Below are 22,338 nucleotides of genomic sequence, written 5' to 3' on the forward strand. Positions count from 1 at the left end.
TAAAGTGTTGGTTTTGTTTCACTTGTTTATCAAAAACAACCAGTTGAGTGATTATCACGCAAGTTACTTAGGTCCTGCACGCAGCGCTGACGGGAGGCTAAATAATATGGATCGGTAATATTCGAGCGCTTCGAAAATATAGAATCTGCGGATTATTGTAAAGTGTAAAAGCGGCAATTAAATCGTGGCCCGTCAAATTATCGAGCCACAATGTATAATATATTAAGCAGTGATATATTCGTGCGGGGGATTGTTAAGTAGTGCTAACATATTAGCTAAAAGCACAGGACGGATATTTTCTGTTGTTGCCGTATCAACCCACTGGCACATTTGCGTCATTTCCATCCCGGCATAGCCGCAGGGATTGATGCGCTGGAAGGGCTTCAAATCCATATTGATGTTCAAAGCCAGCCCGTGAAACGAGCAGCCTTTACGGATACGCAGCCCCAGCGAGCAGATCTTCATCTCGCCCACGTAGACTCCCGGTGCGTCGGCCCGCGGATGCGCATCAATACCGTATTCCGCCAGCGTGTTGACGACCGTTTGCTCAAGCAGAGTGACCAGTTCACGTACGCCCAGCTTTCTGCGTTTGAGGTTCAGGAGAACGTACATCACCTGTTGCCCTGGGCCATGGTACGTAACCTGCCCGCCGCGGTCGCTCTGAATAACCGGGATATCGCCCGTCATCAATAAATGTTCCGCTTTTCCCGCTTGCCCCTGCGTAAACACCGGCAGGTGTTCTACCAGCCAGATTTCATCAGGGGTGGTGTCATCGCGTGAGTCGGTGAAGTCATGCATAGCCTGGGAGACAGGCTCATAAGGTTGCAGCCCGAGATGACGGACAAGAATTTTATCCTGATACAAAACGACGTCTCCGAAGACGAGGGACAAAAGATGAGGGGAGTATATCACAGCGGGGAGAGGGGTTACCCGGCAAACCGGGTAACCGCAGAGGGACTACAGCACCATACGAACAATTTCGATATTGCCGAGCTCTTCGTACAGCGTCTCAACCTGCTCAATGTGTGTTGCGGTAATGGTAATAGATACCGAGTGGTAGTTGCCCTTGCTGCTTGGTTTTACTGACGGAGAGTAGTCACCCGGCGCATGGCGCTGTACCACTTCAACCACCTGATCAACCAGCTCAGGTTTCGCCAGACCCATTACTTTGTAAGTAAATGGGGTAGGGAATTCAAGCAGTTCGTTAAGTTTGGTTTTCATGTCAGCTCCGGCGTAACGTCAAAAAGAATAACTCCCACGTCAGGTGGGAGTTATCAGGATACTTAGTATATGGGGATCAAAATCACACTTTCAAGTGTTCGATTTTTAGCCAAACCAGTGATGGAACATCAATTTAATGTAATCAATGATTTTGCCGAAGAAATTGCCTTCAGGAATTTCCTGCAGGACAACCAGCGGGCGCTGATCGATAGTTTTGCCATCCAGCTGGAAGTTAATGGTGCCTACAACCTGGTTTTTCTGCAGCGGTGCATGCAGCTCGGTGGTGTTCAGCACGTAGCTGGCTTTCAGGTCTTTCATGCGTCCGCGTGGAATGGTCAGGTACAGATCTTTGTCCACGCCCAGGGAGGCGCGATCGTTATCACCGAACCAGACCGGCTCAGAGGCAAACTCTTTACCTGCTTTCAGTGGGTTCACGGTTTCGAAGAAACGGAAGCCCCAGGTCAGCAGTTTTTTGCTTTCTGTCTCACGGCCTTTAAAGGTACGACCGCCCATCACGGCAGAGATCAGGCGCATCTGACCTTCGGTAGCAGAGGCGACCAGGTTGTAACCCGCTTTGTCGGTATGACCGGTTTTGATGCCGTCAACGTTCAGGCTGTTATCCCACAGCAGGCCGTTACGGTTGGTCTGGCGAATACCGTTGAAGGTAAACTCTTTCTCTTTATAGATGGCGTATTCGTTCGGTACATCGCGGATCAGCGCCTGGCCAATCAGCGCCATATCGCGCGCAGAGCTGTACTGACCCTCCGCATCCAGGCCGTGAACGGTCTGGAAGTGGCTGTTTTTCAGGCCCAGCGCAGAAACATAGCTGTTCATCAGGCCCACAAACGCATCCTGGCTGCCCGCAGCAAAATCGGCCATGGCGACACAGGCGTCGTTACCGGACTGCAGGTTGATACCACGAATCAGCTGAGAGACAGGAACCTGCATACCCGGTTTCAGGAACATTAAAGAAGAGCCTTTAAAGACCGGGTTCCCGGTTGCCCACGCATCGTTACCGATGGTGACCAGGTCTGTTTCTTTAAATTTACCTGCCTTCATCGCTTGGCCGATAACGTAGCTGGTCATCATTTTCGTCAGGCTGGCCGGATCGCGGCGGGCATCGGCATTCTGTTCTGCCAGAACTTTGCCAGAGTTGTAATCGATCAGGATGTAGGATTCCGCATCGATTTGCGGAACGCCAGGGATCATGGTCTTGATGTTCAGGTCATCGGCGTGAGCTGCGGAGAGCGCAGCAGCGCAAAGGGCCGTGGTCAGCGCCATGCGCTGCACAAAACGAGCAGAAAAAGTGGTCTTCATGGTCAGAACTACGACATCCGTGATGGAATTAAAAAAAGTGCCTTACTATAGCAAATGCTATTCAGGCAGGCATCCGACTTTAAGCATGAGTTTGTGAATGACTTTTACACAAACTGACAATTCGGATGCCGCCGATACATTACTTCGCTACAGCGATAAATGACTGGAGTTGCGCTTCATTTTGCAGACGCTGCTGCAGGGTCGCTGCCTGCGATTTGCTGGCAAACGGTCCCATCTGAATACGCCACACCGCCCCGTTTTGCTCAACGCGGCCTGGAACGCCAAACTGCTGGCTCAGGCGCTGTTGATACTGCTGCGCGCGGGCCTGATCGCTGACGGCGCCCACCTGAACGACAAAGCCGCCGCTGGAAGCGGCAGCAGGCGCTGCTGCCGCCGCGCTCTGGGTCGTTGCCGGAGCGGTGACGGGGGCAGGCTGCTGCGCGACGGGGGCGGCAACAGGCGCCGGGGCAGGTTCACTGCCTTCCAGCACGCCGGAGGCCAGGGTCGTTGGAGCCCCCAGGAAACCGCTACTCTTTACCGGTGCGCCAGTGCTGTCATCGCTTTGCAGCGTGTCGTTGCTGATAGGACGCACTTCGCCTGCTGGCTGAGAAGGCTCGGCCGGCGATGAGACGCTCCCCATGCCACCGTCAAGATTCGGACGATCGGGAAGGGCGTAGGTCTGTTTCGCCACTGTCGTACACGCGGTACCCGGCCCGGAGAGCGAGCCATCCGGTGCCACGATAATGGGGTCGATACGAACCTTGGTATTGTTCGAGGTGTTCAGGCGGTCGGCGGAGGCGCGCGACAGCGAAATCACACGGTCGTTACCGTACGGACCGCGATCGTTAATGCGGACTACGATCATACGGCCATTCGCCAGGTTGGTGATACGCGCGTAGCTTGGGATAGGCAGCGTCGGGTGTGCTGCAGTGAGTTGCGTCGGGTCGAACGCTTCTCCTGATGCCGTCAGGTTGCTCCCGGGTTCCGCATCATAAATGGCGGCGAAACCCGCCTGGCTGAAACGGGAAGGGTCCTGAACGATTTTGTAGCTTTTGCCGTCGCGCTCATAATCCTGATTCGCGCTGGCGTTGAGCGGTTCATAAACGGGATCGGCGCCGCTGATTTCAACGATTGGGCCATTACACACCGCAGGCTGCGGCGGCGCGACGGTTGCCTGTTGCTGACCATCATCACTTGTGCACGCCGCAAGTAAACTTGCCGCAATGCAGATCCCCAGCCACTGCTTACGCATTCCGATCCCCTTATTTTTATACGCTTTTTGACAACATTTTTCTGTGGGTATGGATCGACATCACGATACCAAACCCGGCCATCAACACGATCAGTGCCGAGCCTCCGTAACTCACCAGCGGAAGCGGAACGCCTACAACCGGCAGAATACCACTCACCATACCAATATTTACGAAGACATAAACGAATAAAATCAACATTAACCCGCCCGCCATGACGCGGCCAAAGGTGGTTTGCGCGCGCGCGGCAATCCACAACCCGCGCATGATTAACAGTACATACAGCGCGAGTAAGATCAAGATGCCGACCAGCCCAAGCTCTTCCGCCAGGACCGCAAAGATAAAGTCGGTATGGCGCTCTGGTAAGAACTCCAGCTGCGACTGGGTGCCGTGCAGCCATCCTTTGCCGCGCAGGCCACCGGAGCCAATCGCGATCTTGGACTGAATAATATGATAGCCCGCACCCAGCGGATCGGTTTCCGGATCGAGCAGCATCATCACGCGCTGGCGCTGGTAATCATGCATCAGGAAGAACCAGAGAATAGGGATGAACGCGGCAACCAGCACCACCGCAATACCAATCAGACGCCAGCTCAGGCCCGACAAGAAGAGAACAAACAGGCCGGAGAGTGCGATGAGGATAGAGGTACCAAGGTCAGGCTGTGCCGCCACCAGCAACGTTGGCAGGAAAATCAATACCAGCGCGATGGCCGTGTTTTTCAGTGATGGCGGACAGACATCGCGGTTGATAAAGCGTGCCACCATCAGTGGAACGGCGATTTTGGCAATTTCCGAGGGCTGAAAGCGAACTACGCCCAGATCCAGCCAGCGCTGTGCGCCTTTGGAGATGGCCCCAAAGGCATCTACCGCAACCAGCAAAATAATACAGAAGATGTAGAGATAGGGGGCCCAGCCTTCGTAGACGCGTGGCGGGATCTGCGCCATGACGACCATAATGACCAGCCCCATCGCGATCTGGCCAATCTTGCGCTCCATCATGCCGATGTCCTGGCCGCTGGCGCTCCAGATAACCAGAGCGCTGTAAACCAGCAGAGCCAGCAGGATCAGCAGCATGGCTGGGTCGATGTGGATTTTATCCCACAGCGATTTTTTATTTGGATTATCCGTCATGATTATTGGTCCTCCGCCGCAGCGGCCGCCGGGTTTTCAGCCGGCAGTTCGGTGTTGTTATCACCCAGCATGATGTGGTCGAGGATTTGGCGCATGATGGTACCCACGGCTGGCCCTGCGCCACCGTTTTCCAGAATCATTGCCACCGCCACCTGCGGGTTATCATAGGGTGCAAATGCCGTCATGAGCTTATGGTCACGCAGTCGTTCGGCAATGCGGTGCGCGTTATAGGTTTCGTTGGCCTTCAGGCCGAAGACCTGCGCCGTACCGGATTTGGCGGCCACTTTATACGGCGCACCGGCGAAATACTTATGCGCGGTACCGTTCGGGCGGTTTGCCACCCCGTACATCCCGTCTTTGGCGATCTCCCAGAAGCCGGAGTGAATATCCCCCACTGGCGGTTCATGCGGCTGGATCCACGGCACTTTTTTGCCCTCTTCAACGGTACTTTGCAGCAGGTGCGGGACTTTCACCACGCCGTCGTTGATGAGGATCATCATCGCTTTGTTCATCTGCAGCGGGGTTGCGGTCCAGTAGCCCTGGCCGATACCCACCGGAATGGTATCACCCTGATACCACGGTTTCTTAAAGCGCTTTAGCTTCCACTCGCGGGTTGGCATGTTGCCGGAGCGTTCTTCGGCGAGATCGACCCCGGTGTAATGGCCGTAGCCAAATTTGCTCATCCACTCTGACAGGCGGTCAATACCCATGTCGTACGCCACCTGATAGAAGAAGGTATCCGCAGACTCTTCCAGCGATTTCGTCACGTTCAGATGACCGTGGCCCCATTTTTTCCAGTCGCGATAGCGTTTCTCTGAACCCGGTAACTGCCACCAGCCCGGGTCAAACAGGCTGGTGTTGCGGTTGATGACACCCGCGCTCAGCGCCGAGACGGCGACGTAAGGTTTCACCGTGGACGCCGGCGGATAGACCCCCTGCGTGGCGCGGTTGACCAGCGGCGTGTTCGGGTCATTAAGCAGGCCGGAGTAGTCCTTACTGGAAATCCCATCGACAAAGAGGTTAGGGTCGTAGCTTGGCATGGAGACCATCGCCAGAATGCCGCCGGTACGCGGATCGGTCACGACAACTGCCGCACGGCTGCCCGCCAGTAAGGTTTCAATATACTGCTGGAGTTTCAGGTCGAGCGTCAGGTAGACGTCATGTCCTGCCTGCGGCGGCACCTCTTTCAGCTGACGAATAACGCGGCCACGGTTGTTAACTTCCACCTCTTCATAGCCGGTCTGCCCGTGCAGGACATCTTCGTAATAGCGTTCAATTCCCAGCTTACCGATATCGTGCGTCGCGGCGTAGTTTGCCAGCTTGCCGTCTTTATCGAGACGCTCAACGTCTTTGTCGTTGATCTTGGAGACGTAGCCGATTACGTGCGTCAGTGCGGAACCGTAAGGGTAATAGCGGCGCTTGTAGCCTTTCACTTCCACACCGGGGAAACGGTACTGGTTGACGGCAAAGCGGGCGACCTGGACTTCCGTCAGGTTGGTTTTAACCGGAATGGAGGTAAAACGGTGAGAACGGGCGCGCTCTTTCTTGAACGCAGCGATATCGTCATCGTTAAGATCGACAACGCTTCGCAATGCTTCCAGCGTATCCTGCACGTTGTCGACTTTTTCCGGCATCATCTCAATCTGGTAGATGGTGCGGTTTAAGGCCAGCGGGGTGCCGTTACGGTCGTAAATAATGCCGCGGCTGGGGGCGATAGGCACCAGCTTGATGCGGTTTTCGTTTGAGCGCGTCTGGTAATCGGTATAGCGGACAATTTGCAGATTATAAAGGTTGGCGATCAGCACGCCGGTAAGCAGCAAAATCCCCGTAAAGGCGACCAGCGCCCGGCGCACAAACAGCGCGGACTCAGCCGTATAGTCGCGAAAAGAATTCTGTAGTTTCATCCGCTGCTTAATCTACCCTGGTCAGTCATTACTCGCGGTGATAGGGGTGGTTGGTAGTAATGCTCCACGCGCGGTACAGGCTTTCTGCCACCAGTACCCGAACGAGCGGGTGGGGAAGCGTCAGCGCGGAGAGAGACCAACTTTGTTCTGCCGCCGCTTTACAGGCAGGGGACAACCCTTCAGGCCCGCCAATCAACAGACTGACGTCACGACCATCCTGCTTCCAGCGCTCCAGTTCGTGCGCCAGCTGCGGCGTATCCCAGGGCTTGCCTGGAATATCGAGGGTCACGATGCGGTTTTTGCCTGCGGCAGCCAGCATCAGTTCTCCCTCTTTATCAAGAATGCGTTTGATATCCGCGTTCTTGCCGCGCTTTCCGGCGGGGATCTCCACCAGCTCGAACGGCATATCTTTAGGGAAACGACGCAGATATTCAGTAAAACCGGTTTGTACCCAGTCCGGCATTTTGGTGCCGACGGCGACCAGCTGCAACTTCACGCATTAACCCCAGAGTTTTTCCAGCTCATACAGGCGACGGCTCTCTTCCTGCATGACGTGGACAATCACATCGCCAAGATCGACAACCACCCAGTCAGCGGTCGCTTCACCTTCAACACCGAGCGGTAACAGCCCTGCTGCACGTGATTCCTGCACAACATGATCGGCAATTGAAACCACATGGCGAGTAGACGTACCGGTGCAGATGATCATGCAGTCGGTGATGCTGGATTTACCCTTAACGTCGATAGCGATGATGTCCTGACCTTTCAGGTCATCAATTTTGTCGATAACAAAATCCTGGAGTGCTTTACCCTGCAAGTTTTCCCCCTGGGTGAATGAGATTGTGCAACTATGAATTCGTAGCCAGACAGTATACCTGAACTGACGCCCCTGTCGGGACAAATGTCACCGGCCGGGCTTTTGAAGGCGGGTATCATCCCACCCTCCGCCGGAGATTGCATCGCCATTTTTGTAAAACAATTTCTGTAAAGCAATGAGCGGCGGGAAAGTCTGGCAGCGGAGGATAACAGTATGGCTTACTCTGTCAAGGCAGGATAATCAATAAGGCGCTTTTTGTGCGCCCGGATTATGCGTCTGCGCTTTTCTGATACAACCCGTGCGCGTGGATATAGTCCAGCACTGACGATGGCAGGAGATCGTCACAGGCTAAACCGTGCTGCAGCCGGTCGCGAATGATTGTCGCAGAAATATCAAACCACGGTGTCTCCGCCAGATAGATCTTCCCGGCAGGTTGACTGTGCAGATCTTCCACATTGTCGGTCAGATGGGCTTCCAGCCACTGCTGATACTGCTCTTCACGCATGGTCAGCGGATAGCCCGGACGGCGGCAGACGAGCAGATGGCTGTTCTGCAGAATGGTTTCATACTGATGCCAGGTGGGGAAGTTGAGCAGAGAATCCTGGCCGATGATAAAGGCCAGCGGTTTGTCCGGCCCCTGTTCGCGCCGCCACTCCTGCAACGTTTGCGACGTCCAGGAAGGGGTGTCGCGGTGTAGCTCCCGCTCGTCGAGAGTGAAGAGCGGTTTATCCGCAATGGCCAGGGCGAGCATCTCTTTTCGCTGCTCGCTGGTGGCCTCAGGCTGAGGCCGATGTGGCGGAACGTTATTGGGCATGATAATCACGCGCTGAAGACCAATCAGATTCGCCAGAATTTCAACCGGTTTCAGATGACCGTAATGGACCGGGTCAAAGGTGCCACCGTACAGGGCCTGTAGAGAGTGCATGCTATCCATCGATAAATACATCTGCCAGCGCCTTGTGGCAGAGCAGCAGAGAAAGGCTTTCCAGTTCCGCCCAGACGGACTGGCCGTAATCTTGTTTTAACGTGAGCTCTGCGCGCATCAAAAGCTGTACCGCCTGGCGCAGCTGTTCATGGCTCAGACGATTAATGGCCTCGGTGGTCATCGCCCGACGGTTTTGCCAGACACGGTGTTTGTCGAACAACGAACGCAATGGCGTATGAGCAGACTGGCGCTTGAGCGTGATGAGCAGCAGCAGTTCACGCTGCAGCGTACGCAGCAATATAACCGGTTCGCTACCCTCAAGGCGTAGCTGCTGCAAAATATGCAGGGCGCGCTTGCTCTTTGCCATCAGCAGCGCATCAACCCAGTGGAACGGCGTGAAGTGTGCGGCGTCGTTAACCGCCTGCTCCACGCGCGGCAGAGTCAGCTTGCCATCGGGCCAGAGGAGGGCGAGCCGGTCCAGCGCCTGGGCCAACGCCAGCAGGTTGCCTTCATAGCAGTAGCACAGCAGCTGATTCGCTGCGTCGTCCAGTTGCAGGTTATTCTGCTTCGCTCTTGCCGCCACCCATTTCGGCAAATGGGCCTGCTCAGGCGTCTGGCAGGTGACCAGCACGGCATGAGTGGCGAGTTGGGTAAACCACGCGGCGTTTTCCTGCGCTTTGGTGAGCTTGTTGCCACGCACGATTAACAGCAGATCGCTGTGCAACAGGCTGGCCAGCGTCGCCAGCTGTTCATTGATGGCCGCGTTCGGACCATTCTCTGGCAGCAGGATCTGGATTGTCTGGCGTGATGCAAAGAGACTCATCGCCTGGCAAAGGGAGAAGAGGGCATTCCAGTCGGTATTGTTATCCAACTGGACGGTGTGGTGTTCATCAAAGCCCTGAGCGGCGGCGGCATGTCGCACGGCATCCAGGCTTTCCTGAAGCAAGAGCGGGTCGTTACCCAGTAGCAGATACGCCGCGCGCAGCCCTTCATTGAGCTGCGCGCGGAGTTGTTCAGGATACAGCCTGATCATCAGTTACCCATGGAGGTAGAAACAGGAGGCGTGTTGGCATCCGGTTTGTCGATGATGTCAGAACCCTGTCTTGTCGTTGCGGCAATGCCTGGCAGCTTACGGATCAGCTGTTCTGCGGCCTTGTCGTACATTTCGTTAATGATAATCTGCTGCTCAGCATCTTTTGCCAGCGCCGTTTGCGGGTTATCAAAGAACGAGCGGTACACTTTGGTATTGATAGGGAAAATGTCTTTACCCGGGATCAATACTGCCGCGTTCACCGTCAGCACCATCTGATATTCCGCAGTACGTCCATCCTGGAAGATCGACGCGGTATCTTTAGCCAGCGATGAGCTTAAGATACGTAATGACGGTACATCCTGGCGCAGGGTGCCTTTTTCGATCAGTTGAACATCGTTCAAACGTAGCTGGTTACGCACTGCCCGGCTGAGTGGACCATTCGGATCCCCTGAGTCGAAAATCATCGTTTTCATCTCAGCGGGCACCGCCGTGGTATTGCGCAGGTGCCAGCCACACCCCGCGGTGACCAGCACCGCCAGAGATAAGAGTATTGTTGCCAGTTGTCGCACGTTTCCTCCCGCGCTTAGCCAACGACCAGATTCAGCAGTTTACCCGGTACGTAGATCACTTTACGTACGGTAACGCCCTCAAGATATTTCGCCACCAGATGTTCCTGGCCAGCACGCTCACGAACCTGTTCTTCGGTTGCATCAACGGCGACGGTAATTTTACCGCGTACTTTACCGTTGACCTGTACCACCACCAGCGTGGTGTTTTCCACCATGGCGGATTCATCAGCAACCGGCCACGGCGCGTTGTCGATATCGCCTTCGCCTTTCAGCTCCTGCCACAGGGTGAAGCTGACATGCGGGGTGAACGGGTTCAACATGCGCACGACGGCCAACAGCGCTTCACGCATTAAGGCACGATCCTGCTCGCCTTCCTGCGGTGCTTTCGCCAGCTTGTTCATCAGTTCCATAATAGCCGCAATTGCGGTATTGAAGGTCTGACGACGACCAATATCATCGGTCACTTTTGCAATCGTTTTATGAACATCACGACGCAGCGCCTGCTGGTCTTCAGTCAGGGCAGCAACGTTCAGTGCCGGTGCGTCGCCCTGAGCGGTGTGTTCGTAAACCAGTTTCCAGACGCGCTTCAGGAAGCGGTTCGCCCCTTCAACACCGGACTCCTGCCACTCCAGGGTCATGTCTGCCGGTGAGGCAAACATCATGAACAGACGCACGGTATCCGCGCCGTAGCGCTCAACCATCACCTGCGGGTCGATGCCGTTGTTTTTGGACTTGGACATCTTGCTCATGCCGGTATACACCAGTTCATGACCTTCGGCGTCTTTCGCCTTCACGATACGGCCTTTCTCGTCGCGCTCAACAATCGCATCAACCGGAGAGACCCAGTTACGTTCGCCGTTCGCACCCACATAGTAGAACGCATCTGCCAGTACCATGCCCTGACACAGCAGCTGTTTCGCTGGCTCGTCAGAGTTCACCATGCCTGCGTCACGCATCAGCTTGTGGAAGAAGCGGAAGTAGAGCAGGTGCATGATGGCATGTTCAATACCACCGATGTAGATGTCTACCGGCAGCCAGTAGTTTGCCGCGTCGGAATCCAGCATCCCTTCCTGATACTGCGGGCAGGTGTAGCGGGCGTAGTACCAGGAAGACTCCATAAAGGTGTCAAAGGTGTCGGTTTCACGCAGCGCAGGCTGACCGTTAACGGTGGTTTTTGCCCACTCAGGATCGGCTTTGATCGGGCTGGTGATGCCATCCATGACCACATCTTCCGGCAGGATAACCGGGAGCTGATCTTCAGGGGTTGGCATTACGGTGCCGTCTTCCAGCGTGACCATCGGGATTGGCGCACCCCAGTAACGCTGACGGGAAACGCCCCAGTCGCGCAGGCGGTAGTTTACTTTACGCTCGCCCACTCCCAGCGATGCCAGTTTGTCGGCGATGGCGTTGAAGCCGTCTTCAAAGCTCAGACCGCTGAACTCACCAGAGTTAAACAGCGTGCCTTTTTCCGTCAGTGCTTGCTCAGACAGGTCAGGTTCAGAGCCGTCAGCTGCCAGAATAACGGCTTTGATCGGCAGGTTGTATTTGGTGGCAAATTCATAGTCGCGCTGGTCGTGACCCGGAACAGCCATCACGGCACCGGTACCGTATTCCATCAGCACGAAGTTTGCTGCCCAGACCGGAATCGCTTCGCCAGTCAGTGGGTGCTTCGCATAGAAGCCCGTGGCAACGCCTTTCTTCTCCATGGTCGCCATGTCGGCTTCTGCCACTTTCGTGTTGCGGCATTCGTCGATGAAGGTAGCCAGCTCCGGGTTATTTTCGGCAGCTTTCTGTGCCAGCGGGTGACCTGCGGCCACGGCCAGATAGGTCGCGCCCATGAAGGTATCCGGACGGGTAGTGTAGACGGTCAGAGTCTGATCGTAGTTCTCAACGTTGAAGGTGATCTCCACGCCTTCAGAACGGCCGATCCAGTTGCGCTGCATGGTCTTAACGGTATCCGGCCAGTGGTCCAGCGTGTCCAGATCGTTCAGCAGTTCGTCAGCGTAAGCGGTGATTTTGATAAACCACTGTGGGATCTCTTTACGCTCAACTTTGGTGTCGCAGCGCCAGCAGCAGCCGTCGATAACCTGTTCGTTCGCGAGAACGGTCTGGTCGTTCGGGCACCAGTTAACGGCAGACGTCTTCTTATAGACCAGGCCTTTTTTGTACAGCTCGGTGAAGAACTTCTGTTCCCAGCGGTAGTATTCCGGGGTACAGGTCGCCAGTTCGCGGCTCCAGTCATAGCCAAAGCCCAGCATTTTGAGCTGGTTTTTCATGTACGCGATGTTGTCGTACGTCCACGGCGCTGGCGCCGTATTGTTTTTGACCGCCGCGCCTTCTGCAGGCAGACCGAATGCATCCCAGCCGATTGGCTGCAGCACGTTTTTGCCCAGCATACGCTGGTAGCGTGCAATCACATCACCGATGGTGTAGTTACGCACGTGGCCCATGTGTAGTCGACCAGAAGGATAGGGAAGCATCGACAGGCAGTAATACTTCTCTTTGCTCTCGTCTTCGGTTACTTCAAAGGTACGCTTCTCGTCCCAGTGTTGCTGGACTTTTGATTCTATCTCTTCCGGGCGGTATTGCTCTTGCATGGCAGCCAGTGGTCCTGTTTTCAATACAGCTACAAATGTAGCCAATGGATGTGGTATTTCAGATCCGCATAGCATAGCCCAAACGCCCGCGTCAAAACAGCCTTTCGCACAAATGCGCTTTGCAGGAATTTACCGGGTCTGTGGTTCACCTGACAAAGCGGCGATGAAATAAGGTCTATTATTAGAAATAGTTACTTACCCGGGAGGCAAAATGATGAACAAGGTTGCTCAATTTTACCGCGAACTGGTGGCAACACTGACGGAACGGCTGCGTAACGGCGAGCGAGATATCGACGCGCTGGTGGAACAGGCGCGTGCGCGCGTGACGCAAACGGGTGAGTTAACGCGAACCGAAGTGGAAGAGGTGACGCGCGCCGTGCGTCGTGACCTCGAAGAGTTCGCGCGCAGTTACCAGGAGAGCCAGGACGAGGTGACCGACAGCGTATTTATGCGGGTGATCAAGGAGAGCCTCTGGCAGGAGCTGGCGGATATTACCGATAAAACACAGCTGGAGTGGCGTGAAGTCTTTCAGGATCTGAATCATCACGGCGTGTACCACAGCGGCGAAGTGGTGGGGCTGGGAAATCTGGTCTGTGAGAAATGCCATCACCATATTGCCGTTTATACGCCGGAGGTGCTGTCACTCTGTCCGAAGTGCGGGCACGATCAGTTCCAGCGTCGGCCGTTTGAGCCGTAGGTAAAAGCAAAACTGTTTGCTCCCTCTCCCCGTGGGAGAGGGTTGGGGTGAGGGCATCAGGCCGCACTATAGTATGCGAGCCTCTCCGCCAGCAAATCCACAAACGCCTGCCGATCGATATCCACCATTAGCGTGGTATTCGGTTTATTGCTCGTCAGCGAATAGTAATCCACCACCGTCATCCCTTGGGTGTATTTCCCCTGGGTCTCCACACCAACCCAGCGCTCTACCGTGGTAAACATCTCAGGCTTCAGCAGCCAGGCAATGGTGCACGGATCATGCAGCGGCGCGCCGTGGAAGCCCCATTTCTCGGCTTTGTGATATTCCATAAAGAAGTCGAGCAGCTCGGCCACGGTCGTGGCAACCGGGTTGCCAATCGCACGAAAACGCTCGATGTCATTCGCCATAATCTGCGCCCGGTGGGTAACATCCAGCCCGGCCATCACAATCGGCAAACCCGACTGGAAGACGATCTCCGCCGCTTCCGGGTCGACAAAGATGTTGAACTCCGCCGCAGGCGTCCAGTTACCCAGCCCCATGGCTCCGCCCATAATCACGATACGGGCAATTTTGCTGTGCAGTTCAGGATGGCTGTTCAGCAGCAGCGCAACGTTGGTTTGCGGGCCCGTTGCTACCAGCGTGACGGGTTCAGCACTCTCGCGTAGTACCTTTGCCATCAGCTCCACGGCGGTACAGGATTGCGGGGCGAAACCCGGTTCCGGCAGCGCCGGGCCGTCCAGGCCGCTTTCTCCGTGTACGTTGTCGGCAATGATCAGTTCACGCATCAGCGGTTTGACCGCGCCACCGGCCACGGGAATATCGGGGCGCTTTAGCAAGGTCAGCATACGCAGGACGTTGCGCAGGGTTTTATCCGGTGTCTGGTTGCCGGCAGATGAGGTGACAGCTTTGACTTCAAGTTCAGGGGAGGCAAGTGCAAGGACGAGGGCAATCGCGTCATCATGACCCGGATCGCAATCGAGAATAATAGGCTGTGCCATAGCGTTCTCCATACGTAGCGTTATTTTGTGACAAGGTTAACGCTGCAATGTGACGCCGACGAGAAGCAGAGATTGAAAGCGTGAGACAGTGCGCAATCCGCAGATTGCGCACTGAGAAGATTAATGCAGGATTTTAGCCAGGAAGTCTTTAGCGCGTTCGGATTTCGGGTTGGCGAAGAACTCTTCTTTCGGCGAGTCTTCAACGATCTTGCCTTCATCCATAAAGATCACGCGGTTTGCCACTTTGCGGGCGAAGCCCATTTCGTGGGTCACCACCATCATGGTCATCCCTTCGTGGGCCAGTTCAACCATGACGTCCAGCACTTCGTTGATCATTTCGGGATCGAGTGCGGAGGTCGGTTCGTCGAACAGCATTGCCACCGGATCCATACACAGTGCGCGAGCAATCGCCACACGCTGCTGTTGGCCGCCGGAAAGCTGTGCCGGGAACTTATCGGCGTGCGCAGAAAGCCCCACGCGATCCAGAAGCTTCAGCCCTTTCTCACGCGCCGCTTTTTTATCACGCTTAAGCACTTTCACCTGCGCCAGCGTCAGGTTCTCGATGATGGAGAGGTGAGGGAACAGTTCAAAATGCTGGAACACCATCCCCACGTGGGAGCGAAGCTGGGCAAGGTTGGTTTTCTTGTCGTTCACTTTGGTGCCGTTAACAACAATTTCACCCTGCTGCACAGGCTCCAGACCATTAACCGTTTTGATCAGCGTCGATTTACCGGAACCGGACGGCCCGCACACTACCACCACATCACCTTTTTTGACTTCGGTGGAGCAGTCGGTCAGCACCTGAAAGTGCCCATACCATTTAGAAACATTTTTCAGGGAAATCATTATACCGTCCTTTTCTTCAGCCAACTGACCAACAGCGACGCGCTTAAACTAATCACAAAATAGACCGCACCTGCGAAGAGCACCATCTCAACCTGCGTACCATCGCGCTCACCGATGGTGGACGCAGTACGGAAGAAGTCTGCCAGGCTCAGGACATATACCAGAGAGGTATCCTGGAACAGCACGATGCCCTGGGTCAGCAGGAGGGGAACCATGGCGCGAAACGCCTGCGGCAGAATAATGAGTTGCATGGACTGCCAGTGGGTCATCCCCAGCGCCAGCGCCGCGCTGGACTGCCCGCGTGAGATACTCTGTATGCCCGCACGGATGATCTCGGAATAGTAAGCGGCCTCAAACATGGAGAACGCAACCATCGCGGAAATCAGGCGGATATCGGTTTTCGGTGACAGTCCCAGAACGTTTTGCAGGAATCCGGGAACAATCAGGTAAAACCACAGCAGCACCATCACCAGCGGGATAGAGCGGAAAACGTTAACGTAGGCAGTGGCAAACCAGGCGAGCGGTTTGAAGCTCGACAAGCGCATTACCGCCAGCAGGGTGCCCCAGACGATACCGACGATGATGGCGATCGCCGTGATTTTTAAGGTGATCACCAGGCCATCCAGCAGGTACGGCATGGAAGGAACAATGGAACTCCAGTCAAATTCGTACATTATTTGCCCCCCAGATTGCCCGGCAGGCGAATTTTGCGTTCAACCAGGTTCATCACCAGCATGATGAAAGCGTTAATCAGAACATACGCGAGCGTAATTGCCGTGAAGGATTCCCACGCGTGGGCGGAATAATCCAGCAGTTTACCCGCCTGCGCCGCCATATCGACCAGACCGATCGTGGAGGCGATGGCCGAGTTTTTGACCAGGTTCATCATCTCTGAGGTCATCGGTGGAACAATGACGCGGTAGGCGTTAGGCAGCAGGACGTAGCGGTAGGTTTGCGGCAGCGTTAACCCCATCGCCAGACCCGCGTTCTTTTGTCCACGCGGCAGCGACTGAATAGCGGCGCGTACCTGCTCGCACACGCGTGCGGCGGTAAACAGCCCCAGACACATCATCGAGGAGACAAAGAACTGTACGTTAGGATCCAGTTCCGACTTGAACCACATGCCAATATTTTCCGGCAGCAGTTCAGGAACGACCAGATACCAGGTAAAGAACTGCACGATCAGCGGAACGTTACGGAACAGTTCCACATACAGCGTGCCGATAGAAGAGAGAAAACGGTTAGGGACGGTGCGCAGAATACCGAACAGTGAACCGACAAGGAACGCAATAATCCACGCCGTTATCGATAACGCAACGGTAACCTGAAAGCCGCTCCACAGCCAGCCAAGATAGGTTGTGTTGCCGAACGGGGCTTGTTGCAGAAATATGCCCCAGTTCCAGTCTATTGACATAATAAACTCCAGAAAAAAAAGGGTAGCAGCGCTACCCTCGAAGATTGGTGAGAAGCTCATTTTTCGCGCTGAGTGGGGAACGACCACTCAACGTATAGTCTGTCCATGCTTCCCGACAATCGAGAGGGCAGGAGATCCCGCCCCTGTAGTTCTAATTAGTTAAGAGCCTTGTCATTTGGTGATTTGAACAGTGCTTTCATGTCGTCAGACAGTTCAAAATTCATGTTGAGATTTTTGGGTGGAATTGGGTTCTTGAACCATTTGTCGAACCATTTTTCCGCTTCACCGGAGGTTTGCACCTGGGCGATGGTGTCATCGATCAGCTTCTTGAATTGCGGATCGTCTTTACGCAGCATACAGCCGTAGGCTTCTTTCGACTGGGCGGTACCAACGATATCCCAGTTGTCCGGCTTCTTCGCTTTTGCACGTTCGCCAGCCAGCAGAGCATCATCCATCATAAACGCGACGGCACGGCCACTTTCCAGCGTACGGAAGGAGTCACCATGGTCTTTCGCGCTGATGATGCGCATATCCATTTTCTTCTCGTCGTTCAGCTTGTGCAGCAGCACTTCTGAGGTTGTCCCGGAGGTCACAACAACGGCTTTGCCTTTAAGGTCAGCAAAATCTTTGATGTCGCCGCCTTTTTTGGTCAGCAGACGGGTCCCCACCACAAAGATGGTGTCGGAGAAGGCGGCCTGTTTCTGACGCTCAAGGTTGTTGGTGGTTGAGCCACACTCAAAATCGAAGGTGCCGTTTTGCAGCAGTGGGATACGGTTCTGCGAGGTGATTGGAATCAGTTTTACCTGCAGGTCGGGTTTGTTCAGCTTTTTCTTCACGGCCTCAACGATGGCGTTAGAGTAGTCCTGTGAATAGCCCACGACTTTTTGCGTGTTGTCGTAGTAAGAGAACGGGACAGAAGATTCACGGTGGCCGACCACGATCACGCCGTTTTTGGCAATCTTGTCGAGAGTGCTGCCGGCTGCCGGCGCGTCTTCAGCGTGTACAACGCCTGCGGACATCCCCATTACCAGCATTGCTGTGGCCAGTTTACGTAATTGCATACCCAACTCCTTTCTTATCAGCGTCAGTGACGCATTGATACCCATTGTGATGTTGTTATATCTCGCGCTATGCGAGTGCAGTGTTATGCAAGCTTGTTAACATTTAGTCTGGCTTAATGTAAAGATTTTGCTGCGTTATTGTTTATTTTTGCGAAGCGCGCCGCACCATTCCGAGGCAGAAATCTCTCGTTGCACCGTTTCGGTGCTACCGGCGATCTATACTGGTGCGACAAGGTTGCACACGAAGCCAAACTGCGTTTACCTGAATAAACAAAGCAATAGGCGTGCCAGAATTGAAATTTGGGAGGGAGCTGTCGGGTGGCGGCTACGCCTTACCCGACCGACGAAGAGAAATGTAGGCCGGGTAAGCGTCAGCGCCACCCGGCAACAGAAGGTAAGATTAGCGACGACGCTGACGAAGGCTCATCAGCACAGCCCCAAAGCCAAACAGGGCGGTCAGGATCCACAGCGGCCAGTTGCCGGTGCGGGCATATGGCGTCAGGCCGCTTGTCGGCGTGACTTTAGCCGTCAACACGTCGCGCGTAAACTGCGGGATCATGGCCTGAATTTCTCCCCGCGGTCCAATCACGGCGGTGATGCCATTGTTGGTGCTGCGCAACAGCGGACGCGCCAGCTCCAGTGAACGCATCCGCGCCATCTGGAAATGCTGCCACGGACCAATCGACTTACCGAACCAGGCATCATTAGAGATAGTCAGCAGGAAGTCCGTATCCGGACGGAAGTTATCGCGCACCTGTTCACCGAGGATGATCTCGTAGCAAATGGCCGCCGTCAGGGCAAAGCCGTGTGCATGCAGCTGCGGCTGCACATACGGACCCCGACTGAAGGAGGACATTGGCAGGTCAAAGAACGGAGCCAGCGGACGCAGTATCGATTCCAGCGGAACAAACTCGCCAAACGGAACAAGGTGATTCTTGTTATACCGGTCAGTCGAGGTGTAGCTGTAGTCGCTGTCTTTGCCGAGCGTAATGATTGTGTTGTAGGTATCGTAGCGGTTCTGCTGATTCAGACGCGCATCCACAATCCCGGTGATCAGCGTACTGCCGCGCGCGCGCAGCAGATCGTTCATCATGTTGAGAAACGGCTGCTGGTTAATTTCCAGATCCGGAATGGCAGATTCAGGCCAGATGATCAGCTGTGATTTACCCATCACCTCTTCAGTGGCGTTGGCGTAAATTTTCAGCGTGTTCAGCAACTCTTTTTCATCCCACTTCATCGCCTGCGGAATATTTCCCTGCACCATCGATACCTGTGTGGCGCGCTCTGGCATCAAGGTATACCACTGGATATAACGCAGCGAGAAGGGTAGAGCGAAAAGAACCAGCGCCACCACCAGTGGTTTCCAGTTACGCGTGACCAGCGCCAGCACCAGCAGGCCGCTCACCACCATCAGCAGGAAGTTAATGGCTTCAACGCCCATTACTGGCGCCAGACCTTTCAGCGGGCCGTCAATCTGGCTGTAGCCAAACTGCAGCCACGGGAAGCCGGTCAGCACCCAGCCCCGCAGAAACTCGGTAATCTGCCAGACCACGGGAGCCGCAATGGCAACGCGCAGCCAGCTGGTTTTAGGCCACAGGCGGGAGAGAATGCCCGCAAACAGACCGGTGTAGAGCGAGAGATAAGCGGCCAGCAGAACCACAAGGAAGACGTTAACCGGCCCCGGCATACCCCCAAACTGGGCGATGCTGACGTAGACCCAGTTGATGCCGGATCCAAACAGCCCCAGCCCCCAGAAGTAGCCAATGGCTGCAGCCTGAACGGGACGACGATTCAGGGTTAACCCCTGTAACCCCATCAGGGAGAGAATGGCTGCAGGCCAGATATCGTAAGGAGAAAAAGCCAGCGTACCGCTGGCTCCGAGTAACAGCGCCAGCAGCAAACGGACGCGCTGGCGTTCAAGCAGTGGGGCAAATGCCATTTACATTAATCTTCCAGTTTTGGCACCGGTGAGTCGTCCGGCGTTCTGACATGAACCTGTATAATACGTCGGCTGTCGGCCATCGCCACTTTGAACTGGTAACCATCGATGTCAACGGTTTCGCCGCGGGCAGGAAGATGACCAAAGGCCTGCATCACCAGCCCACCAATGGTATCCACCTCTTCATCGCTGAAGTGGGTGCCGAAGGCGTCGTTGAAATCCTCAATGGAGGCCAGAGCGCGAACGGTCCACGTATGGCGGCTAAGCTGACGGAAGTCGATATCTTCTTCTTCGTCATACTCGTCTTCGATCTCGCCTACGATCAGCTCAAGAATATCCTCGATCGTGACAAGGCCTGACACGCCGCCAAATTCATCAATCACAATCGCCATGTGGTAACGCTGGGAGCGAAACTCTTTCAGCATCCGATCCACACGTTTACTTTCCGGCACAACCACGGCCTGGCGTAACACTTTTTCCATGCTGAAGGCTTCGGCATCGCTGCGCATAAACGGCAGCAGATCTTTGGCCATCAAAATCCCTTCGATGTGATCTTTGTCTTCGCTGATGACCGGGAAACGGGAGTGAGCGGATTCGATAATCACATCGAGGCATTCATCGAGGCTCTGGTTACGTTTCAGGGTGATCATCTGCGAGCGGGGGATCATGATATCGCGAACGCGCTGGTCGGCGATGTCCATTACCCCTTCGAGCATTTCGCGCGTATCTTCGTCGATAAGATCGTTTTGCCCGGAATCACGAATCAGCTCCAGCAGTTCATCACGGTTTTTGGGCTCACCATGGAAAAGCTGGCTCAGAATGAGGGAGAAAAATCCCTTTTTACTGTTTGTCGTGTCGCTACTGTGTGAATTGTCGTCGCTCATGGCGTTTGTTAAGGGTTCTCTCGTCAGTTCAATGTTTACCGCCGCGCTATTTCCTTACGCGGCGGCATGTTAGTCAGTCGGTTGTCTGACTATTCTTTCTCGGCAATGTACGGATCCTCATAGCCCAGAGCAAGCATTATCTCTGTCTCAAGGGACTCCATTTCTTCCGCTTCGTCATCTTCAATATGATCGTAGCCCAGCAGGTGCAGGCTTCCATGGACAACCATATGCGCCCAGTGGGCCTCGAGCGGCTTTTGCTGCTCTTTGGCTTCCTGTTCCACCACCTGACGGCAGATGATCAGATCGCCGAGCAGCGGCATTTCAATACCCGGTGGGGCTTCGAACGGGAAAGAGAGCACGTTGGTTGGCTTATCTTTCCCGCGGTAGGTCAGGTTAAGCTCATGGCTTTCTGCTTCATCCACCAGGCGAATCGTGACTTCTGACTCTTCCTGAAACTGGGGGATAACAGCATCCAGCCATTTCTGAAACTGCGCCTCTTCTGGCATGCCGGAATTATCTTCACAGGCCAGCTGTAAATCGAGGATCACCTGACTCATTTCTGTTCTTGCTCCTGCGCTTCGCGCTTACGTTCTGCGGCCAGTTCGGCCTTACGCTTCTGATCGGCCTCTTCCCAGGCTTCATAGGCGTTAACGATACGCGCGACCACCGGGTGGCGTACCACGTCTTCACTGTGGAAGAAGTTAAAGCTGATTTCGTCCACTTCGGCCAGTACTTCGATGGCGTGGCGCAGACCCGATTTGGTGCTGCGCGGCAGGTCGATCTGGGTGACGTCACCGGTAATGACCGCTTTCGAGTTAAAGCCGATACGCGTCAGGAACATCTTCATCTGTTCGATGGTGGTGTTCTGGCTCTCATCCAGAATAATGAACGCATCGTTAAGGGTACGGCCACGCATGTAGGCCAGCGGGGCGACTTCAATCACGTTACGTTCGATGAGTTTCTCAACTTTCTCAAAGCCGAGCATTTCGAACAGCGCGTCGTACAGAGGGCGCAGATAAGGATCCACCTTCTGACTCAGGTCTCCCGGCAGGAAGCCGAGTTTTTCACCGGCTTCAACAGCAGGGCGGGTCAGCAGAATACGACGGATCTCCTGGCGTTCCAGCGCATCAACTGCAGCGGCAACGGCCAGATAGGTTTTACCTGTACCCGCCGGGCCCACGCCGAAGGTGATGTCATGATCGAGGATGTTGGCGATGTACTGCGCCTGGTTCGGTGTACGCGGTTTGATGACGCCACGTTTGGTCTTGATGTTTATGGCCTTGCCATAGTCCGGCACGCTTTCCGCGCTCTGCTCAAGCACGCGCGCCTCTTTAATGGCGAGGTGAATTTGTTCTGGTTCGATATCCTGAATTTCGCCGCGCATCGGGGCGGTATCAACATACAGGTTACGCAGAATGTCCGCAGCCGCATTGACGCAGATAGGGCGTCCGGTGAGTTTGAAATGATTATCGCGACGATTGATTTCGATACCCAGACGTCGCTCCAGTTGTTTGATGTTGTCATCAAACGGCCCGCACAGGCTCAGCAGGCGAGCGTTGTCTGCGGGCGTTAGGCTAATTTCAAGCGTGTCTATGTTCAAACTGTTCCTCTTTGATTGGTTAACTGGCCCGGCGCCCTCAGGCGTAATAAAACGGTCATTACCGAAATTATTCACGCCATGGAAAAAAGGCGCAAGCGTTGCGGAAGATATTGGGGACGTTGAGAGGAAATACAA

At 54.8% G+C, this 22,338-nt stretch carries 22 protein-coding genes; 1 reads left to right on the top strand and 21 read right to left on the bottom strand.

Annotation, left to right across the window (positions count from 1 at the left end; all coding sequences use genetic code 11):
• Positions 1-222: 222 nt before the first annotated feature.
• The 12 genes from lipB to leuS all read right to left on the bottom strand — a co-directional run bounded on the left by lipB (position 223) and on the right by leuS (position 12,764).
• The gene (gene lipB / locus AC2FAK_RS14485; protein WP_013097593.1) at positions 223-864 is read right to left on the bottom strand and encodes a lipoyl(octanoyl) transferase LipB; all 642 of its coding nucleotides are present in this window, start codon (positions 862-864) and stop codon (positions 223-225) included.
• Positions 865-957: 93 nt separating this feature from the next.
• Positions 958-1,221: a DUF493 family protein YbeD gene (ybeD, locus tag AC2FAK_RS14490; RefSeq protein ID WP_003858718.1), complete on the bottom strand. Its 264-nt coding sequence runs from the start codon at positions 1,219-1,221 to the stop codon at positions 958-960.
• Positions 1,222-1,326: 105 nt separating this feature from the next.
• Positions 1,327-2,538, bottom strand: coding sequence for a D-alanyl-D-alanine carboxypeptidase DacA (gene dacA, locus AC2FAK_RS14495; RefSeq protein ID WP_013097592.1), 1,212 nt, complete (start codon positions 2,536-2,538; stop codon positions 1,327-1,329).
• A 139-nt stretch (positions 2,539-2,677) separates the two neighbouring features.
• Positions 2,678-3,790 carry an endolytic peptidoglycan transglycosylase RlpA gene (gene rlpA, locus AC2FAK_RS14500; RefSeq protein WP_013097591.1) on the bottom strand — a complete coding sequence of 371 codons (1,113 nt, stop codon included), beginning with the start codon at positions 3,788-3,790 and terminating at the stop codon, positions 2,678-2,680.
• A gap of 16 nt (positions 3,791-3,806) precedes the next feature.
• Positions 3,807-4,919, bottom strand: a complete 1,113-nt coding sequence (mrdB, locus tag AC2FAK_RS14505; RefSeq protein ID WP_013097590.1) for a peptidoglycan glycosyltransferase MrdB — start codon at positions 4,917-4,919, stop codon at positions 3,807-3,809.
• Positions 4,920-4,921: 2 nt separating this feature from the next.
• Entirely contained in the window at positions 4,922-6,823 is a 1,902-nt protein-coding gene (gene mrdA, locus AC2FAK_RS14510; protein WP_013097589.1) for a peptidoglycan DD-transpeptidase MrdA, read from the bottom strand.
• 28 nt (positions 6,824-6,851) lie between these two features.
• Positions 6,852-7,319: a 23S rRNA (pseudouridine(1915)-N(3))-methyltransferase RlmH gene (gene rlmH / locus AC2FAK_RS14515; RefSeq protein ID WP_003858701.1), complete on the bottom strand. Its 468-nt coding sequence runs from the start codon at positions 7,317-7,319 to the stop codon at positions 6,852-6,854.
• A gap of 3 nt (positions 7,320-7,322) precedes the next feature.
• Positions 7,323-7,640: a ribosome silencing factor gene (gene rsfS, locus AC2FAK_RS14520; protein WP_003858696.1), complete on the bottom strand. Its 318-nt coding sequence runs from the start codon at positions 7,638-7,640 to the stop codon at positions 7,323-7,325.
• Positions 7,641-7,908: 268 nt separating this feature from the next.
• Positions 7,909-8,574: a nicotinate-nucleotide adenylyltransferase gene (nadD, locus tag AC2FAK_RS14525; protein WP_095454631.1), complete on the bottom strand. Its 666-nt coding sequence runs from the start codon at positions 8,572-8,574 to the stop codon at positions 7,909-7,911.
• Positions 8,567-9,598 (bottom strand): DNA polymerase III subunit delta, encoded by a 1,032-nt coding sequence (holA, locus tag AC2FAK_RS14530; protein ID WP_058681095.1) that lies wholly within the window; start codon positions 9,596-9,598, stop codon positions 8,567-8,569. The genes nadD and holA overlap by 8 nt, the downstream gene beginning before the upstream one ends.
• Entirely contained in the window at positions 9,598-10,167 is a 570-nt protein-coding gene (lptE, locus tag AC2FAK_RS14535) for an LPS assembly lipoprotein LptE (protein ID WP_028028133.1), read from the bottom strand. Before lptE ends, holA begins: the two co-directional genes overlap by 1 nt.
• A gap of 14 nt (positions 10,168-10,181) precedes the next feature.
• Positions 10,182-12,764 (bottom strand): leucine--tRNA ligase, encoded by a 2,583-nt coding sequence (gene leuS, locus AC2FAK_RS14540; protein WP_014831081.1) that lies wholly within the window; start codon positions 12,762-12,764, stop codon positions 10,182-10,184.
• Between the two features lie 214 nt (positions 12,765-12,978).
• Here leuS and AC2FAK_RS14545 point away from each other — a divergent pair, with 214 nt between their 5' ends.
• Positions 12,979-13,461 carry a zinc ribbon-containing protein gene (locus AC2FAK_RS14545; protein WP_014831082.1) on the top strand — a complete coding sequence of 161 codons (483 nt, stop codon included), beginning with the start codon at positions 12,979-12,981 and terminating at the stop codon, positions 13,459-13,461.
• A 56-nt stretch (positions 13,462-13,517) separates the two neighbouring features.
• On the opposite strand, the gene rihA is transcribed toward AC2FAK_RS14545, so the two are convergent.
• The 9 genes from rihA to AC2FAK_RS14590 form a co-directional block, all read right to left on the bottom strand.
• Positions 13,518-14,459, bottom strand: a complete 942-nt coding sequence (rihA, locus tag AC2FAK_RS14550) for a pyrimidine-specific ribonucleoside hydrolase RihA (RefSeq protein ID WP_095454630.1) — start codon at positions 14,457-14,459, stop codon at positions 13,518-13,520.
• A 120-nt stretch (positions 14,460-14,579) separates the two neighbouring features.
• Positions 14,580-15,305, bottom strand: a complete 726-nt coding sequence (locus tag AC2FAK_RS14555) for an amino acid ABC transporter ATP-binding protein (RefSeq protein ID WP_014831084.1) — start codon at positions 15,303-15,305, stop codon at positions 14,580-14,582.
• A complete protein-coding gene (gene gltK, locus AC2FAK_RS14560; protein ID WP_013097580.1) occupies positions 15,305-15,979 on the bottom strand; it encodes a glutamate/aspartate ABC transporter permease GltK in 675 nt (224 codons plus the stop codon). The genes AC2FAK_RS14555 and gltK overlap by 1 nt, the downstream gene beginning before the upstream one ends.
• Positions 15,979-16,719 (bottom strand): amino acid ABC transporter permease, encoded by a 741-nt coding sequence (locus AC2FAK_RS14565; RefSeq protein WP_013097579.1) that lies wholly within the window; start codon positions 16,717-16,719, stop codon positions 15,979-15,981. The genes gltK and AC2FAK_RS14565 overlap by 1 nt, the downstream gene beginning before the upstream one ends.
• 155 nt (positions 16,720-16,874) lie before the next feature.
• Complete coding sequence (locus tag AC2FAK_RS14570) at positions 16,875-17,780, bottom strand: amino acid ABC transporter substrate-binding protein (protein ID WP_014883004.1); 906 nt, start codon at positions 17,778-17,780, stop codon at positions 16,875-16,877.
• A gap of 400 nt (positions 17,781-18,180) precedes the next feature.
• A complete protein-coding gene (gene lnt / locus AC2FAK_RS14575) occupies positions 18,181-19,719 on the bottom strand; it encodes an apolipoprotein N-acyltransferase (protein ID WP_095454629.1) in 1,539 nt (512 codons plus the stop codon).
• Between the two features lie 5 nt (positions 19,720-19,724).
• Positions 19,725-20,603, bottom strand: a complete 879-nt coding sequence (gene corC / locus AC2FAK_RS14580; protein WP_013097576.1) for a CNNM family magnesium/cobalt transport protein CorC — start codon at positions 20,601-20,603, stop codon at positions 19,725-19,727.
• 89 nt (positions 20,604-20,692) lie between these two features.
• A complete protein-coding gene (ybeY, locus tag AC2FAK_RS14585; protein WP_003858677.1) occupies positions 20,693-21,160 on the bottom strand; it encodes an rRNA maturation RNase YbeY in 468 nt (155 codons plus the stop codon).
• On the bottom strand, positions 21,157-22,203 hold the full coding sequence (locus AC2FAK_RS14590) for a PhoH family protein (protein WP_020684942.1): 1,047 nt from the start codon (positions 22,201-22,203) through the stop codon (positions 21,157-21,159). The genes ybeY and AC2FAK_RS14590 overlap by 4 nt, the downstream gene beginning before the upstream one ends.
• Positions 22,204-22,338 lie beyond the last annotated feature (135 nt).

It is taken from the genome of Enterobacter cloacae complex sp. 394F7, from assembly GCF_057320385.1.